13 protein-coding genes and 1 tRNA gene are annotated in these 17,264 nt (G+C 35.7%); 10 read left to right on the top strand and 4 right to left on the bottom strand.

What is annotated here, in order from left to right:
- The first annotated feature begins 349 nt into the window (after positions 1–349).
- Positions 350–1,282, top strand: a complete 933-nt coding sequence (locus JO950_RS08660) for a glycosyl transferase family 90 (RefSeq protein ID WP_202702277.1) — start codon at positions 350–352, stop codon at positions 1,280–1,282.
- Between the two features lie 653 nt (positions 1,283–1,935).
- On the opposite strand, the gene polA is transcribed toward JO950_RS08660, so the two are convergent.
- The gene (gene polA / locus JO950_RS08655; protein ID WP_202702276.1) at positions 1,936–4,779 is read right to left on the bottom strand and encodes a DNA polymerase I; all 2,844 of its coding nucleotides are present in this window, start codon (positions 4,777–4,779) and stop codon (positions 1,936–1,938) included.
- 181 nt (positions 4,780–4,960) lie between these two features.
- On the opposite strand from polA, the gene JO950_RS08650 reads away from it, so the two are divergent.
- The 7 genes from JO950_RS08650 to JO950_RS08615 all read left to right on the top strand — a co-directional run bounded on the left by JO950_RS08650 (position 4,961) and on the right by JO950_RS08615 (position 11,401).
- Positions 4,961–6,496, top strand: a complete 1,536-nt coding sequence (locus tag JO950_RS08650) for a DUF4394 domain-containing protein (protein ID WP_202702275.1) — start codon at positions 4,961–4,963, stop codon at positions 6,494–6,496.
- A 171-nt stretch (positions 6,497–6,667) separates the two neighbouring features.
- Positions 6,668–7,102 (top strand): hypothetical protein, encoded by a 435-nt coding sequence (locus tag JO950_RS22460; protein ID WP_370528117.1) that lies wholly within the window; start codon positions 6,668–6,670, stop codon positions 7,100–7,102.
- Positions 7,103–7,292: 190 nt separating this feature from the next.
- A complete protein-coding gene (locus JO950_RS08635) occupies positions 7,293–7,967 on the top strand; it encodes a response regulator transcription factor (protein WP_202702274.1) in 675 nt (224 codons plus the stop codon).
- A 12-nt stretch (positions 7,968–7,979) separates the two neighbouring features.
- Positions 7,980–9,317 carry a cell wall metabolism sensor histidine kinase WalK gene (locus tag JO950_RS08630; RefSeq protein WP_237732321.1) on the top strand — a complete coding sequence of 446 codons (1,338 nt, stop codon included), beginning with the start codon at positions 7,980–7,982 and terminating at the stop codon, positions 9,315–9,317.
- 106 nt (positions 9,318–9,423) lie between these two features.
- Positions 9,424–9,609, top strand: a complete 186-nt coding sequence (locus tag JO950_RS08625; protein ID WP_202702273.1) for a hypothetical protein — start codon at positions 9,424–9,426, stop codon at positions 9,607–9,609.
- A 179-nt stretch (positions 9,610–9,788) separates the two neighbouring features.
- Positions 9,789–11,024: a metallophosphoesterase gene (locus tag JO950_RS08620; protein ID WP_202702272.1), complete on the top strand. Its 1,236-nt coding sequence runs from the start codon at positions 9,789–9,791 to the stop codon at positions 11,022–11,024.
- A 74-nt stretch (positions 11,025–11,098) separates the two neighbouring features.
- Complete coding sequence (locus JO950_RS08615; RefSeq protein WP_068844990.1) at positions 11,099–11,401, top strand: co-chaperone YbbN; 303 nt, start codon at positions 11,099–11,101, stop codon at positions 11,399–11,401.
- 24 nt (positions 11,402–11,425) lie between these two features.
- Here JO950_RS08615 and JO950_RS08610 read toward each other — a convergent pair whose 3' ends face one another.
- Both JO950_RS08610 and JO950_RS08605 read right to left on the bottom strand, forming a co-directional pair.
- Positions 11,426–12,061 (bottom strand): polysaccharide deacetylase family protein, encoded by a 636-nt coding sequence (locus JO950_RS08610; protein WP_202702271.1) that lies wholly within the window; start codon positions 12,059–12,061, stop codon positions 11,426–11,428.
- Between the two features lie 95 nt (positions 12,062–12,156).
- The gene (locus JO950_RS08605) at positions 12,157–15,435 is read right to left on the bottom strand and encodes a DUF2723 domain-containing protein (RefSeq protein ID WP_202702270.1); all 3,279 of its coding nucleotides are present in this window, start codon (positions 15,433–15,435) and stop codon (positions 12,157–12,159) included.
- 245 nt (positions 15,436–15,680) lie between these two features.
- Between JO950_RS08605 and JO950_RS08600 the strand changes: the two genes are divergently transcribed.
- Positions 15,681–15,751: transfer RNA gene (locus JO950_RS08600), tRNA-Gln, on the top strand.
- 50 nt (positions 15,752–15,801) lie between these two features.
- Here the strand turns inward: JO950_RS08600 and JO950_RS08595 are convergent.
- On the bottom strand, positions 15,802–16,626 hold the full coding sequence (locus JO950_RS08595; RefSeq protein WP_202702269.1) for a universal stress protein: 825 nt from the start codon (positions 16,624–16,626) through the stop codon (positions 15,802–15,804).
- Positions 16,627–16,792: 166 nt separating this feature from the next.
- Here JO950_RS08595 and rimP point away from each other — a divergent pair, with 166 nt between their 5' ends.
- Entirely contained in the window at positions 16,793–17,257 is a 465-nt protein-coding gene (gene rimP / locus JO950_RS08590) for a ribosome assembly cofactor RimP (RefSeq protein WP_202702268.1), read from the top strand.
- Positions 17,258–17,264 lie beyond the last annotated feature (7 nt).

The following is a 17,264-nucleotide window of genomic DNA, read 5'->3' as shown; positions in this document are numbered from 1 at the left end:
CATAAAAAATAGGATGTGCCAAATATACTCACTATAGTTTATATAGGTCAAAAAAAAAATAATTTACTGATTCTGTCAGATAACATTTATGCAATGTGGTAAAAAGTGTTGATAGGTGAAAGGGTATAAGTATGTTTTTTCGAAAGAAATAATTAAGACTTTGTTCTTTTCATATTTATTTTTCTGATAAAATACAGAACAACGCTAACGCCAGAACTATCTGTGGATAGTTGAGGAACGTAATGACGTTTCGGATATCCAAAATTAGCGTAGCGTTGTGTGATGAGAAAATAATAAGATTAAAGGTAATGGGGTAGGACACCGAATTGCATAGTGAAAATTTACAATAATGAAAGTTGAAAAAGAGTACAAGTTTTTTTTATATTTAAGGGGGTATTATAATTCTATTTTTGCAAATTACAAAGAGTATCTCTCTAAAAAAGAATATTTGCTTTCCAAGCTCAGTGATGAAGAGATAAGTATGTGTTATGATCGAAAACAATATTATAATAAAGATAATTTTTCTTTTCGAGATATTAGTTCCGAGTATACAATTGATGATCTGCGAAATATTAAAAGTCCAACATCTTATTATATTGACACATTTGAATACGCTAGATATTTTGATAAAAATTACCCAATTCGTTTCGTGTTTGGTGATGTAGATTTCGTCCCCAAAGAACATGCAATAGTTAAAAGTCGGCCTATTGGTAATGACAACGGGAAAGGAATACTCTTAAATTTAGACAGACAGCGCCATTTCAAATTCATCAAAAATGATATAGCGTATGCTCAAAAAAATGATATACTTATTGGAAGGTTATCCATTCGTAAACAACACAGAATCGAGTTCTTTAAAAAACATTTTAATAATCCAAATGTTGACATAGGGCATGTGAAAAAAAATGGGGAAAATGCCCAATGGTTTAAAGATAGACTCTCATATAAAGAGCACCTGAATTATAAATATATTTTGAGTTTGGAGGGATACGATGTGGCAACTAATCTTAAATGGATAATGAGTAGCAATTCTATTGCTGTATCTCCAAAACTAAAATTTGAAACATGGTTTATGGAGGGGAAATTACGAGGAGGGGAGCATTATATAGAAATTGCAGATGATTATTCGGATTTAGATGAAAAGTTAGATTTTTATTTAAATAATCCTAAAGAAGCTTTGGAAATAATACATAATGCAAATGAGTATGTTAAAAAATTCAGAAACAAATATATGGAAGAGTTGGTATCTATTTTGGTTTTAGAATCGCTTTATATATCATAAACCTCCGATATTCGGTAAATTACAATATGAGGTATCAGTCTGGTTTTTGTGGAAAGGGGTAAAAGCCGATTAAAAAGAGATAACTACTTTTTTAAGGTTTTGTAAGGATTACTTTCTTTAATATTCATCCATTGCCATAGGGTAGTATTAATAGAAAATTTCTTTTGGCACTCTTTTTTCATCAGATCAAGTCATGGATAAGATCATTCTCAACATCAGCAAAGGGGTCAAAAAAAGCTTTTTTTGATGGCTTTTCTTGTGTAGAAAGCTATTTCCAGCACAAGAATACGACTTTTCATAATATCATTCAACAAATGGAAAATTCCAACCGATGTGTTATGAAGAATCAACACAGAAAATTCAAAAAGGCAAATTCAGAAATAAACAAACTACTTCCTGAGAATTGCTTTTTTCAAATTTCAACTATTTCTCACGGAACATTGGATTTTTTCCTTTTTTTAGTATTGATTTAAACCTAAGATTTTAGCATTTTAAAATCAAATTACTCTTCAAAAAAATGAAATCCCCCGTTTTTTAGTGAAAATACCTAAAAACGGGGGTGTTCAGAAATAATGGGATTAAAACCACTGATGATAACAGGTTTTTTAGTCCTGAGTGTGCCCAAAAGAATTTAGCAGAAAACGGATGTAAAATTAATGTGCAGCGAGCCAGTCTTTACCCATTCCAAGTTCAACTTCCAAAGGAACTGCCATAGTAAAGGCATTTTCCATTTCGTGTTTGATCATAGGCTGGATTTTTTCGAGTTCGTCGTTGTGAACATCGAATACAAGCTCATCATGAACCTGAAGCAGCATTTTAGATTTCCAGTTTTCGTCTTTCAATTTTTTATGAATGTTGATCATGGCAATTTTGATCACATCGGCAGCGCTTCCCTGAATTGGGGCATTTACAGCATTTCGCTCAGCAGCACTTCTAACCACCGCATTTGCCGAGTTGATGTCTTTTAAATAACGGCGACGGCCTAAAATGGTCTGCACATATCCTTTTTCACGCGCAAATTCAATTTGTTCAGAAATATAAGATTTCAGTCTCGGGTATGTTTTGTAGTAAGCTTCAATCAAAGCGGCGCTTTCACTGCGGGATAACGAAGTCTGATTGCTCAGTCCGAAAGCAGAAACCCCATAGATAATTCCAAAGTTAACTGTTTTGGCATTACTTCTTTGCTCGCGCGAAACTTCCTCTAAAGGCACATCAAAAACTTTGGCTGCGGTTGCTCTGTGAATGTCTTCTCCGTTTTTAAAAGCGGCAATCATATTTTCTTCACCACTTAAAGCGGCAATAATTCTTAATTCTATCTGCGAGTAATCGGCAGAGATTAAAGTATAGTTTTCATCGCGCGCAACAAAAGCCTTACGAATCTGACGCCCTCTTTCGGTACGAATCGGGATATTCTGTAAATTCGGATTGTTAGAACTCAAACGTCCTGTTGCGGCAACAGTCTGCATATAATCCGTATGAACACGTTGTGTCTTTTTGTCCACCTGTTCCGGTAAAGCCAGAATATAAGTGCTCTGTAATTTCACCATTTGACGCCAATCCAGAATTTCTTTTACGATTGGATTGTCGTTGGCCAAATAAGTTAAAACTTCCTCGCCGGTTGCATATTGACCGGTTTTGGTTTTCTTCTGCTTTGCTCCGCCAATTTTAAGTTTGTCAAACAAAATGTCGCCCAGCTGTTTGGGAGAAGCCAGGTTGAATTTCTCTCCGGCAGTTTCGTATATCTTCTGTTCTAGAGATTTGATTTCAACATCCATTTCTTTTGACATCGCCTTTAAAAACTCCACATCCAGACGAATTCCTTCCGTTTCCATGGCCGCTAAAACGCTTACTAGCGGAATCTCAATTTCGTCAAATAATTTCTTCGTTTCGGTTTTGTCTAATTCTGTAGTGAAGATTTCTTTAAGCTGTAAAGTGATATCAGCATCTTCGGCGGCATATTCCTTGATATCTTCAAGAGCTACATCGCGCATTGAAATTTGATTTTTCCCTTTTTTGCCAATCAATTCCTCAATTGGTTTTGGAGCATATTTCAGGTAAGTTTCCGATAAAATGTCCATGTTATGACGCATATCCGGATTGATCAGGTAGTGCGCAATCATAGTGTCAAAAAGCTTTCCTTTCACGGTAACACCATAATTAGAAAGGATTTTTAAATCGTATTTTAAATTCTGACCTATTTTTTCAATGTTTTCATTCTCAAAGAAAGGTCTGAATTTTTCAATTAAAACCTGAGCTTCTTCCTGACTTTCCGGAAAAGGAACATAAAAAGCTTTTCCTTTTTCGTAAGAGAATGCAATACCAACCAGTTCGGCGTGCAAAGCATCTAAACCGGTAGTTTCGGTATCAAAACAAACAGAAGTCTGGTTTTGAAGGTTCTGTAAAAGTAATTTTATTCCCAGATCCCCTTGAATTGCCTGATAGGAGTGAGGGGTGTTTTCTAAAGTATTGTAAAAAGAAGTTCGGGTTGCTTCTGTATTTTCTTCGGTAGAGCCTCCTCCAAAAAGGTCAAACTGATCTTCGTTTTTAGGCTGTGGTTTTTTATACAATTTAGCATCAGAAACCGGAGCTGAAGTTGTTTCATTCTCGCCTCCCGTTTTAAACAAATTATCAAATTGTTCGGCCATTCGTCTGAATTCCAATTCCTGAAAGATAGCTTCGGTTTTTTCAATATCAGGACGTGTTAACTCATAATCGTTTTCATCAAAAGTTACCGGGCAGTCTAATAAAATGGTAGCCAGTTTTTTAGATAACAATCCTTTCTCTTTATTAGCCTCAATATTCTCCTTCATTTTTCCTTTCAGCTTGTCTGTATTCGCTAATAGGTTTTCCATTGTTCCAAATTCCTTAAGAAGCTTCTTGGCAGTTACCTCACCAACTCCCGGAAGTCCCGGAATATTATCGGCAGCGTCACCCATCATCCCAAGGAAATCGATGACCTGTTCCGGACGTTCGATTTCGAATTTGGCTAAAACTTCAGGAACTCCCCAAATCTCAATCCCATTCCCCATACGGGCAGGTTTGTACATAAAGATATTCTCAGAAACCAATTGGGCAAAATCCTTATCCGGAGTTACCATAAAAACTTTATAATTTTCTTTCTCAGCTTGTTTGGCAATCGTTCCAATTAAATCGTCAGCTTCAAAACCTGACACTTCAATAATCGGAATGTGCATGGCTTTTAATAATTCACATATATAAGGAACCGCAATTTTTATGGCTTCCGGTGTTACATCACGATTGGCTTTGTATTCCGGGAATATTTCGTTACGCAAGGCACTTCCGCCTTTATCAAAAGCTACAGCCAGATGATCCGGTTTTTCACGTTTGATAACATCCAAAAGCGAATTCATGAATCCCATGATCGCCGAGGTATCCATTCCTTTAGAGTTAATTCTTGGATTTTTTATGAAGGCGTAATAGCCACGAAATATTAAAGCGTAAGCATCAAGTAGAAAAAGGCGTTTTTGTGACGACATAAGTACAATTTATCAATTCAATTTTCAAAGTTACGAATATCACTATAATATTAGGGAAGAAAATGCTTTGTTATTTGTTTTTCAGAAATAACAGAAGATTTGATAACTATTTTCTGAAAACTTTGAAAAATTGCAAACCAAAAGATTTTTTTTGCCGTAAGTAAATAAAAAACAATGCGTTATGAGAGAAAATTTATTTACACCAAGATCACTTTTTTTGATGGGATTAATGTCATTTTTAGGTGCATGTTCTAATGATGACGACAGAACTCCAATTCCTCAGCCAGAACCTGAACCAATGCCTAGTACTGCCCCTCCGGTAGACTTCACCGCATTAAGCAATGATAACAAAGTTTTTTACTTTAATGCCAAAGATTTAAAAACTCCTGTTCGTTCTTATTCGATAACAGGATTACAATCAGGCGAGAATATCATTAGTATTGACTACAGACCTGCTACAGGTCAATTGTATGGATTGGGCTCTACCAGCAGATTATATACCATAAATGAAAGTTCGGGATTGGCGACACCTTTAGGAACGGCATCTTTCTCTCCGGCAATTGAAGGAACATCGTCTTCTATAGATTTTAACCCCACGGTTGACAGGGTGCGTCTGGTGTCTAATAACGGAAAAAATCTGAGATTGCATCCCGAACTCGGAACTGTAGCTGCAACCGACGGAAATATTAACGGGGTAGCGAATGCTCAGGTAGGAGCGATTGCCTATACCAATAGTCTTTCAGGAAGTACGACAACACAGCTTTTCGATATTGATTATGCTACGGATAAATTGTACCTGCAAAATCCCCCAAATGATGGAACTCTTCAGGAAGTAGGAAGTTTAAAAGTTGATTTTTCGGGAGTTGGAGGTTTTGATATACAGCCCGATTCGAATTTGGGAATAGCGGTAAACAATAAAAATAGCCAATCAAGATTGTATACGATTAATTTAACGAATGGAGAAGCAACCTGGGTCGGGGTTTTTACACAGCAGATTGTTGAAGTAGCCTTTAAAACAAAACCTATCGCCTTCGCGACATCCGAAACAAACATTTTGTATCGATTTAATCCGGTTACAGGAACTTCAAATTCAGTTGCTCTGATGGGGATGAATACAAGCGAGCAGGTGGTTGGTTTAGATTTCAGGCCTGCAAACGGAGCGCTTTATGCCCTGACCAATCAAAGCAGATTGTTAACGATTAATTCTTCAAACGGACAGGTGACCGCCGTTGGTGCTGGATTGTCACCAACATTATCCGGACAAAATTTTGGGTTTGATTTTAATCCCACGGTTGACAGAATACGTGTAGTAAGCAATACAGGACAAAATCTCCGATTGCATCCGGATACAGGGGTTGTTGCCGCTACAGATCTCAGTCTTAATCCGGGGACGCCATCCGTTACAGCTGCTGCTTACACGAATAATTTTGCACAAGCTTCGACTACACAGTTATTTGTTATCGATTCCGGTACTAGTAGCTTATATCTGCAAAATCCTCCAAACAACGGAACTTTAGTATTAGTAGGTAGTCTTGGAGTGACAGCCACAGGAATGAATGGTTTTGATATAGGAGGTAACAGTAATGAAGCCTTTGCAGTATTAACAGTTAGTGGTGTGCAGTCTGTTTATAAGATTAACCTAACTACTGGTACAGCAACAAAAACAGTTGATTTTTCTCCGGCAGTTACTTCGATGACTTTAGGATTGGGCTTTTAAAAAAGACAGCATTAAATATACATGCGATAAAGCGACAGGATATTCCGGTCGCTTTTTTTATAAATTAAAGTTAAAATTTTAATGGGACATGATTTCTTCATTTTGTCTTCATATTACGAGGGTAAATTTGATCTGTAAAATAAAAGGTATTAATATAAAAATGTAGAAATCATGAGAAATTTATTGATGTTATTAGTAGCAGTTTTGGGAACAAGCGTTATGGTACATGCATTTCCGGCTAAAGATGTTAAACCGGCTCCGGTCAAAGAAGTAAAAGCGACCAAACATCCTAAACACAAAGCGGATAAAAAAGTAAAATCACCAAAAATGGCAGCTCCAAAAGCAGAAGCTCCAAAAGCAAAAAAAGAAGACTATAAAAGGATAAAAAAGATAAATCAATTTAAATTAAAAATTATGAAAAATCTAGTAATGTTACTCGTGGCAGTTTTAGGAACAAGTGTAATGGTTAGCGCACAAACAGCTCCGGCACAGACAGCTCCTGCAAAAGAAGTGAAAGCAACTAAACATCACAAAAACAAAGCCGATAAAAAAATGAAATCGCAAAAAAGCGAAGCTCCAAAAGCAGAAACAACCAAAATGAAGTAGGAAAAATTGTTTTCGTTTTGCTTACGAAGAATTGTATACGAGGCAAAACAGAAGTAATGATTATGAGAATGCGGTTGAAGAGAGCCGGTAAAGAAATTTACTGGCTTTTTTTTATTCGTTAATTTTTTTAATAATGCGTAACAATGCTTTTTATAATTGCTTAAATTTAGTTGCATTTAAAAGTCGAATTATGAATATTTTGATTGTTGAAGATACGAAAGAACTTGCGGCAGAAGTTTACGATTTTCTGTGTAATGCAGGCTACATCTGTAAAATAGTTCACAACTGCAGTGATGCTCTGGAGGAGGTAAACAGTAATGATTATGATGCTATGCTGCTGGACCTTGGTCTGCCTGACGGAGATGGATTTGAAGTACTGAAAACAGTTCGTAAAACGAAATCGAAAATGGCCGTTATTGTACTTACAGCCCGTGGAGAACTGGATGACAGGATAAATGGTTTGCATCTGGGCGCCGATGATTATCTGACCAAACCTTTTGCCCTCACAGAGCTTAGTGCGCGATTGTTTGCGGTTATTCGCAGGATGCATGGTTTTACTATGAATAATTTAAGCATTCATGGTTTTTTATTGCAGCTTCAGGATTATAAAGTGAGTTATGATGAAACGCCCATTAATTTGACCAAAAAGGAATTTGATATTTTTCAGTATTTAGTCCTTAATAAAAACAGAGTAATTACGAGGTTGCAATTGACAGAACATATTTGGGGAGACATTCTCGAAGTCAATTCCGACTCTAATTTTATTGACGTCCATGTTAGAAACCTTCGAAAAAAATTAGACAAGCATACAGAAATTGATTGGTTTGAAACCGTTAGAAATGTAGGGTATCGTATAAACGAATAAAGAATACAGGTTGTGAAGATAAAACATCAATTGGCTATTTTTAATGCGCTGACAAGACTGTTGGTTATTTTTATTTTATGGCTGATGCTGCCTATTTTGGTAGAAAATGTGGTGTACAGGCATATCAATAACGGGCTGCTCGAAAAGAAACAGAAGTTTATTGAACATCTGAATCAGAATGAAATCGATGACTTTATTGAAAATTCAGGTGATTCGACCGAAACCTATTCACAGTTTTCAACCCTTCACAGCGAGTTTTTGGTGCTCTCAAAATCTTCTCTAAAACACGACCAGAAAAAACCTGTTTTTAGTAATGACTACCGAATTATTGAAGGAGAAGAAAACGAATACAGAATCTTGCAGTATCATTTTACCTTCGGAAATCAGGGATACCAGCTCGAAATTGGAAGCAGTTTGGGAGAAGTAAAAGACCTTACTTTTATCATCCGATTTTTTATTATTATCGTTTTTGTAGTGATATTATTGATTACTTTTTTGGCAGATACTTTTTATATCGAATACTTATTAAAGCCTTTTTATAAAATTATTGATACCAAGATAAGGCGGGTCAATGAGCCTGAGGCTTTTGATCATACCCCAATCAAAGTCAGGTCTCATGATTTTAGAGAACTCGATTCTGTTTTAAACCAAATGATGGACCGTATTGCGGAGCTTTTTAAAAAAGAAAAACAGTTCATATCAAATGTTTCCCACGAGCTGCTAACGCCAATTGCATTGCTCAAAAGTAAGTTTGAGAACTTATTGCAAAATGAATCTTTAGATGATAATGCTATTGATAAAATTGCAGGAGCATTGAAAACATTAGATATGCTCAAAAAAATCATTAATAATTTATTGTTGATTTCCAGAATCGAAAACAATCAGTATGAAGCCAACGAGAATATAAATTTTCATGAAATAGTCACCGATTTGCAGGAAGACTTACAGGATCGTATCGACGACAGAGAAATTCAGTTTTGGAATAAAATGAACCATCATTATGTTTTTACAGGAAACAAAACGCTGATTCATATTCTTATTTATAATTTGGTTACCAATGCCATAAAATACAATAAACCTCAGGGCAGCATAAGTGTTGCGGATGGTTTTCAGGATCATTACTATTTTATTTCTATTGCCGATTCCGGTGTTGGGATGAATGATTTTCAAATAGAACAGATATTCAACAGATTTGCCAGACTTAGTTCAGATCAGGAGGGGCAGGGTTTAGGGCTTGCTATTGCGGAGAGTATTGCTTCTTTTCATCATATCGAATTAAAAGTTACGTCTGAGATTGATAAAGGAACCACCTTTACATTATTGTTTCCGGGAGGGCAAAAACACAATTAAAAGTTAATTTTTTCAGACAGGCCTAATCTTCATTTTATCTTCATTTTGTGAGAATATCTTTGGGGTATAATAAATGAAGATAATAATAATCATAAAAACTAAAATCATGAGAAAATTAGTAATGTTGGCAGTAGCTGTTTTAGGAACAGTTGCGATGGTGAACGCTCAAACAGCTCCAGTAAAATCAGCCCCTGTAAAAGAAGCAAAAGCTCCTAAAAAAGAGAAAAAAGCAGATAAAAAAGCGAAAAAAGAAGCAGCCGCTAAACCGGAAGCAGCAAAAACACAAAAATAAAAAGGTATAGTTTATTTCGGTAAACACATGTTGTGGATTTTAAAAGGTTTTAAAAATTTGGTAGAGAAAAAGCTGATAGAGTAATCTGTCAGCTTTTTGTTATTATCAGCGTTAAATTTTTGATAATAAAAAGCCATAAGATTTTCATTCTTTGTTACTTTGTTCAAAACTAAAAAATAATGATCCTTAAGTTTCTAATTCTTTGTGCTCTTCTATTATTTATTGAGTACTATTCTTACCAGGCATTTCGAGCCTTAATCAAGTTAAGATGGGTTTTGATTAGTTATCAGGTTATAAGTTTACTAATTCTAATTTTTATCATTTATTCTTTTTCGCAAATTGACCGGTCTGTTGGACAAACGAAACAATTTATGTTTACAACAGGGTTAATGTTATTGGTTTATGTGCCAAAAATTGTTCTTACGCTTTTTATGTTTGGTGAAGATATTTTTAGAATAGGGGTTAGCATCGTCAATTACTTCGTGTATAATGTTCCAAAAAAGGAAATGATGCCTGAGAGGAGAAAATTTATCAGTCAGATCGCCTTAGGATTGGCAGCAGTTCCTTTTCTTTCTTTGATTTATGGGATATTTGAAGGAAAATACAATTTTAAGGTAATCAAGCAAACTGTCTTTTTTCCGGATCTTCCGGATGCTTTTGATGGTTTTAAAATCACTCAGATTTCTGATGTTCACAGTGGAAGTTTTGATAATCCGGATAAAATAAATTATGCTATTGATCTGATCAATGCTCAGGAAGCTGATCTGATTTTGTTTACAGGAGATATTGTTAATACACATGCTAAAGAAATGCATCCCTGGCTGGAAACTTTTAAGAGAATAAAAAACTATAAATACGGGAAGTTTTCTGTTTTAGGTAACCATGACTATGGGGAATATGTAACCTGGCCTTCTGAAAAGGATAAAAAGGAAAATTTTGAAGAAATTAAGAGCCTTTATGGGCAAATTGGATTTGAGCTTTTGTTAAACGAGCACCGATACATTCAAAAAGGAGATGACAAAATTGCACTGATTGGTGTAGAAAACTGGGGAAAGAATTTTGCGAAGTACGGAGATATAGATAAAGCCTCTCAGAATGTGTCTCAGGGCGATTTTAAAGTGGTCATGAGCCATGATCCGACACACTGGGAATACGTAATTAAAGAGCATCCGAAAAATTTTCATTTAACCTTGTCAGGTCACACACATGGCATGCAATTTGGGATAGAAATTCCGGGTTATTTTAAATGGAGTCTGGCTCAGTATATTTATAAACAATGGGCAGGCTTATATGAAAATGTAAGTCGATACGTTTATGTAAATCGTGGATTTGGTTTTCACGCATATCCGGGGCGTGTAGGGATTATGCCCGAAATAACCGTGATTGAACTAAAAAAGGGGAACAATGTGGCTTAATTCGTTAAAAATGCTACATTTGTATATAATTACCTCTTTTTAAAAGATTAAAAAAGAATTAAATTTTTGGTTTTATGTCAAAATTTGGAGAACTTATAAATGCTCAAGTTCCAGTGTTGATTGATTTTTACACCGATTGGAACGAATCATCTGTATCAATGCATCCTGTAATTAAGGATGTTGCGGCTGCACTTGGCGATAAAGCCAAGGTGATCAAAATTGATGTGGATAAAAATCAGGAATTAGCAGAAGCACTGCGTATTAAGGGACTTCCTACTTTAATGATTTATAAAGAAGGGCAGATGATTTGGAGGCAATCCGGAGAACTGGATGCGAATACGATTATAGGAATTGTTCAGGAACAATTTAATTTATAGAATACTACTTCTTAAAGATATTATTTAGTGAATAATATCAAATGTATACCCATTTTCTTTTAAAAAGTGTAAGGTTTTAGGTAAGGCAAATTTTAAATTTGGCGAGGCTTTTATGCTGTCGTGAAATACAATTACGCTTCCTGATTTCACATTTTTTGTTACGTTTTCAAGACATTTCTCAGGTGTGATGCTCTGGTCAAAATCAGCGCTTAAAACGTCCCACATGATGATTTTATATCCTAATTTTCGAAGGATTCTGGACTGTGCCTTTTTGATTTTTCCATAAGGCGGACGAAAGATAAGATTGCGTGTTTTTTTCTCTTCCAGAACAGCGGCACAATTTTGTACATTTTTAATGTAATCATCGGTGTGGCTTTTCCAGCCATTGACATGGTTCATGGTATGATTGCCAATAGAATGTCCTTCTTTGATTAGTTTTTCAAACAAAGAAAGGTTTGCTTTTATGTTTTTTCCAATACAAAAGAAAGTGGCTTTTGCGTCAAATTTTTTCAATTCAGATAAAACCCAGTCTGTAATCTCGGGAGTTGGGCCATCGTCAAAGGTGAGATATATTTTCTTTTCGTTGTTTGGAATGTCCCAACAATATTTAGAAAATACCTTCTTGATGAATGAATTTGTTTTTACCCAATAAAAGCTCATTTTGTTTTGGTTTACAGATATGTAAAATTAAAAAATGCAGCGCTACTAATCAAGCTGCGCTGCATTTTTTTAATTACTATGTTTTTCGTATCTTATTATTCTTTTTCTCTTCCAAAACGTTCGAAAACATTTACATAAGTATTAAATGTTACTTTGTGCTTCTCATAGAAAGTAAGATCGTTGTTTTCTTTCATCACTTGTAATAGACTTCTGTAGCGTTCAATGTCAGTAATGATGTCAATCGCTAAGTCAGTTTGGTCACCAGGAGTCAGAGTGGCGTAATAGTTTAGTTCCTCTTTGTATTTCTGAACCAGTTGGTTGAGTAAATTGTGTGCTTTGGCAGTTTCTCCTACTTTGTAATATCCTCCTGCAAAAGGTTCAACTAACGAATAATAACCAAACTTATCTACCGGCATTTTTGTCATTGCCAGTTCGATCACTTTTTTGGCTTTATCTGTTTTGCCTTCAGCAATCAATTGATCCATCAAACGGGATAAATTAGTACGGTAGGTAATACTGTTTCTTCTGGTTTCGGGATCGTGATAAATAGTCCCATTGCTATTGCCCCAGTCCCACTTCATTACGATATCGTACGATTTATCAGCATCCATTTGCCCCATATCCATAGGGCCTCCGTCTTTTGAAGGGATATTTTTAATAGGTACTAATTTGTAAACCATTCCGTCCAATTGCAGATAGTTTTTCAGCCATAAGTAATCTTCGTCGTCAAAAGCTCCTCCGCTAAAATAAATAGGTCTTTTCCAGTTATTGTTGGCCAAAATGTCCAGCATCATTAAGCGATTTTTATATAAAGCACTTCCTTTGATGTCGATATCCATGTAAGGAACAATAGAGTCGTTGTATTTCGGATTAACGACTTTGTTTTTGATAATCACATTTTTGTCAATAGGAACTCTGATTTTGTTCGTAGGGTAAAAATGGATCGTTTGTCCGTTTTGTAAACCTACTGTGGATTTTGGATTTTTAATAAAATCAATAAAATCTTTGATGTTCCAACGCGTGTCAATTTTAGGAATATGAGCTACATAGTCCAATTTGTCACCCACATATTCATCATGGGTAAAGGATATTGGTAACGGATCAGATTCGTAAGCTTTCGCTTTCATTTGATCAATGTACCAGTCGGTCATAAATAAGCTGGTGTTTACTATCTTAACATCGGTTCTGATGCCTTCGATCTCCTGGGCATACCAAAGCGGGAAGGTGTCATTGTCTCCAATAGTAAATAAAATAGCGTCTTTATCGCAAGAAGTTAAATACGCTTTAGCCATTGCAACTGCAGTATATCTTCCGGATCTGTCGTGATCGTCCCAGTTTTGAGAAGCCATTAAAATCGGTGCAGCTAACAAACTTCCGGCAATAATAATTGGGCCGGCAATTTTAGGGGCGATATATTTTTGAATGCTTTCGTAAAGTGAATAAACACCAAAACCAATCCAGATCGCAAACACATAAAAAGATCCTACTAATGCATAATCTCTTTCGCGAGGCTCAAAAGGTCTTTCGTTCAGGTATATTTTTAAAGCAATTCCGGTAAATAAGAATAGAGCCAATAGTACGTAAAAACTTTTTAAGTCCTTGTTGGCATGGTACATTAATCCGATAAGCCCCAAAATAAATGGCAGGAAGTAATAAACATTTCTTCCTTTATTGTTGGTAACATCAGAAGGTAAATTGTCTTGTGAGCCAAGATGTAAAGAGTCAAGTGCTTTGATTCCGCTAATCCAGTTTCCGTCAATATTATCGTATTTCCCCTGATTGTCGCTTTGACGTCCAACGAAGTTCCACATCAAATATCTCCAGTACATATATCCAAATTGGTATTCAAACATGAAACTGAAATTGTCGACAGCAGATGGTTTTTCGATAATCAGGTAATCGCCATAGCTTTTTAAGAATTTCACATAACCTTCGTTATCAATTTGTTTTTGAGCATAAGCTTTTCTAAATTCTGAAATTGTTTTTTCAACTTCATTTCGCAATTGAGCTGTAGCTTTGTTGTATTCTTCTTCAGTTAACTGACTGGCGTCAATTCCGTATTTTCCTAAATCCTGCTCGTAGTCATAATTTGGGTTTATTCGGAAGTTAGGCGGGGTCGTAAAGTTAATATAGTTTTGAATGTGCCCCATTTCAGTGCTCCACATTCTTGGAAGAATCGTTTTTTGGTTGTCGTCAGAGTTTTGCTGAGCGTTTTTGAAATTATTGGTAATGATGTATTTACCTGTTTTGTAATCTCTTTCGTAGTTAGGAGCCTTGTCTGAATAAGGATTTTTGGCATCAAGGCCTGCGAAATACTCCGTGTACTGAGGTCCGTAAAAAAGAGGATTTACTCCATATTGTTCACGATTGTAGTACGCCAGTACTTCTGCGGCATCCGAAGGTTTGTTTTCGTTGATTACGGTGTTGGCATTAGCGCGAACAGGCAGCATTATCCAGGTAGAGAATCCAATAAATATAAAAAGAACACAAAGAATAATAGTGTTGTAAAAAATTAATCCTTTTTGTTTGGTAAATCTTAACCCAAAATAGAAGAAGGCGATTAGGATCAGCGTTACGAAAATTGTTCCCGAGTTAAAAGGCAATCCAAAACTATTTACCATAAAAACTTCAGTGTCAGCAAAGGCCTCCATTGTTAAAGGTAAAAGCAATTTGAAGATAAAGAGAAGAACACCAATTACAACAACATTGGCAATAAGAAAGTTTTTGATGGTAACTTTTTCGTAATGTTTAAAGTAATACAGAAAACCAATAGAAGGAATGGTTAACAAAGCCATAAAGTGAACTCCAAACGATAGTCCGATAACAAGAGAAATGATCAATAACCATTTGTTTCCTTTTGGTTGGTCCATATCTTGTTCCCAACGTAAACCAAGCCAGAAAAGCAAGGCAATTAAAAGGGAGGCCATCGCGTAAACTTCCGCTTCAACAGCATTAAACCAGAAGCTGTCTGAGAAAGTGTAGGCAAGGGCTCCAACAAAAGAACTTCCTAAAATAACAATTGAATTGTTTTGGTCGATTTTGGCAAAACGGGCTACGATTTTTTTCAAAATCATAGAAGAAGACCAAAACATAAATAGAATAGTAAAGGCACTTGAAAAAACCGACATCATATTAACCATTACCGCTACATGTTGTGCATCTGTCGCAAACATTGCGAAAAAAGCACCCATCATTTGAAATAAAGGAGCTCCCGGCGGGTGTCCCACTTCCAGTTTTGCGGCAGTGGCAATATATTCTCCGCAATCCCAGAAACTCATCGTGGGTTCAACAGTTAAGGTGTAAGTAATTAAAGCGATTGCAAATGCAAACCAACCAATAATAGTATTCCATTTATTGAAATTGAATTGTGCCATATTTAGGTGTTAAAATTTTGTAATTTTTCTATCGTACAAAGAAAATGTTTTTTTGTTTAAAGAAACGAGCATTAACAAAAAAATCTGTAAAAGTATTTGGTTGAAGTAAGGTGTTGTTTGTGAAATACTTGTAAATGTGTTACGGATTTTGAGCAAAAAAAAACAGTAAAAAATGATTTTTTTTGCTCAAAAAGTTTGCACAAACTAAATAAAGCTCTAAATTTGCACTCGCTTAACAGCACTGCTGGTCTATGGTGTAATGGTAACACAACTGTTTTTGGTGCAGTCTTTCTAGGTTCGAGTCCTAGTAGACCAACATAAGAAGCCTCTCAATCGAGAGGCTTTTTTTATGTGTTTATTTTTTTTTTAAATTTTAAAAGTAAGTATCGGTCTGATGGCATGATTTACAAGTCCTTCGCTGATACTGCCGTTGAAAAAATGAGCAAAGCCGGTTCTTCCGTGTGTGCACATTCCTATAATATCGGCATTGATGCTGTTGGAGAAGTTGATGATTCCTTTTTCGATGTTGGTGTCGTTGTAGATATGAGCAGAGTAATTGGTCAGGTTAAATTCGGTTACAAAGGCATCTATTGTTTTCTGTAATTCATGAGTTGGTTTGAAGCTGTTCGGAGTGCAAATGGTGACTAAGTGTATCTTAGAGTCAAAGACACTGGCGAATTTCAGGAATTTTTTGAAGGGTTTTTTGGCTTCTTCTGAAAAGTCTGAGGCGAAAACAATGTTGGAGGCATTGAAGTTGGCAGTGTCTTTTTTGATTATCAGGACCGGGATTTCGGAATTTCGGACTGCTTTTTCGGTGTTTGATCCAATTAAGAGTTCTTCTATGCCGGATGATCCGTGTGATCCCATTACGATCAGATCGATTTCGTATTCTTTGCTTACCTGAGTGATGCCGTGAATGGGTTTGTCTATTTTTACAATTTCTGTAATTGGGATTCCGTCCAGATACGGTCTTGATGAAACCTGATCCAACATTTCGTTGGCTTTTTTCATGAAAAGCATTGTTTCGGGAATACTTGCTCCGCCTAAAACGGCATCGTTCATTTGACTTGGTAATTCGAGCATGTGTAAAATGATTATCTCAGAATTATTCTTCTTTGCAATTTGTGAGGCAACTTTTAAAGCGTTCTCTGCATGTTCGGAGAAATCGGTAGGTACTAGGATTCTTTTCATGGTGTTTTAGGGCTTGAATAGTTAAAAAATCGATTATTATAAAGATAAGAAATATTTTTAGGTTAATCTATTTATTTTGATTTATAAAAAAAACACTATATTTGCACCGTTATTTATTAAAATCTAAATAATGAGGGGACTAAGTGTCCCCTCTTTTTATAAAATTATGACATTTAAAGAAAAAGTAAACGGATTAATTACAGAAGCTCTTCTGGAGAAGCCATCGATCTTTTTGATTGATCTGGCTGTGTCAGACTCTTTTAAAATTAGTGTTGGTTTAGATGGTGATAATGGAGTGGCGCTGCAGGATTGTATTGACATAAGTCGTGCAATCGAGAATAATCTGGATCGTGAAGAGCAGGATTTTTCGCTTGAAGTAGCATCTGTTGGAGTAGGATCGCCTTTGAAAATGACAAGACAATACATTAAAAATATTGGTAGAACGTTGATTGTTACTACAAATACTGAAAAAATTGAGGCAGAATTGGTGGAAGCTAACGATGTTTTTATAATTTTGTCTTGGAAAGCAAGAGAACCGAAAAAAGTAGGAAAAGGAAAAGAAACAGTTCAAAAAGAGCAACAAATACCTTATACAGATATTAAGGAGGCAATTGTTACAGTAACATTTTAATTAAAGA

The organism is Flavobacterium sp. UGB4466 (assembly GCF_903469665.1).
In the GTDB taxonomy this organism is placed as follows: Bacteria; Bacteroidota; Bacteroidia; order Flavobacteriales; family Flavobacteriaceae; genus Flavobacterium; species Flavobacterium lipolyticum.
The sequence above is the reverse complement of the archived record's forward strand: the minus strand, read 5'-3'. Positions and strand labels throughout refer to the sequence as shown.

Bases quoted from the DNA above. Each gene is read 5' to 3' on its own strand.
- JO950_RS22460 (WP_370528117.1), top strand. From the start codon at position 6,668: ATGAGAAATTTATTGATGTTATTAGTAGCAGTTTTGGGAACAAGCGTT.
- JO950_RS08610 (WP_202702271.1), bottom strand. From the start codon at position 12,061: ATGAGCTTTTATTGGGTAAAAACAAATTCATTCATCAAGAAGGTATTT.
- JO950_RS08620 (WP_202702272.1), top strand. From the start codon at position 9,789: ATGATCCTTAAGTTTCTAATTCTTTGTGCTCTTCTATTATTTATTGAG.
- JO950_RS08595 (WP_202702269.1), bottom strand. From the start codon at position 16,626: ATGAAAAGAATCCTAGTACCTACCGATTTCTCCGAACATGCAGAGAAC.
- JO950_RS08650 (WP_202702275.1), top strand. From the start codon at position 4,961: ATGAGAGAAAATTTATTTACACCAAGATCACTTTTTTTGATGGGATTA.
- JO950_RS08660 (WP_202702277.1), top strand. From the start codon at position 350: ATGAAAGTTGAAAAAGAGTACAAGTTTTTTTTATATTTAAGGGGGTAT.
- JO950_RS08605 (WP_202702270.1), bottom strand. From the start codon at position 15,435: ATGGCACAATTCAATTTCAATAAATGGAATACTATTATTGGTTGGTTT.
- polA (WP_202702276.1), bottom strand. From the start codon at position 4,779: ATGTCGTCACAAAAACGCCTTTTTCTACTTGATGCTTACGCTTTAATA.
- JO950_RS08625 (WP_202702273.1), top strand. From the start codon at position 9,424: ATGAGAAAATTAGTAATGTTGGCAGTAGCTGTTTTAGGAACAGTTGCG.
- JO950_RS08615 (WP_068844990.1), top strand. From the start codon at position 11,099: ATGTCAAAATTTGGAGAACTTATAAATGCTCAAGTTCCAGTGTTGATT.
- JO950_RS08635 (WP_202702274.1), top strand. From the start codon at position 7,293: ATGAATATTTTGATTGTTGAAGATACGAAAGAACTTGCGGCAGAAGTT.
- rimP (WP_202702268.1), top strand. From the start codon at position 16,793: ATGACATTTAAAGAAAAAGTAAACGGATTAATTACAGAAGCTCTTCTG.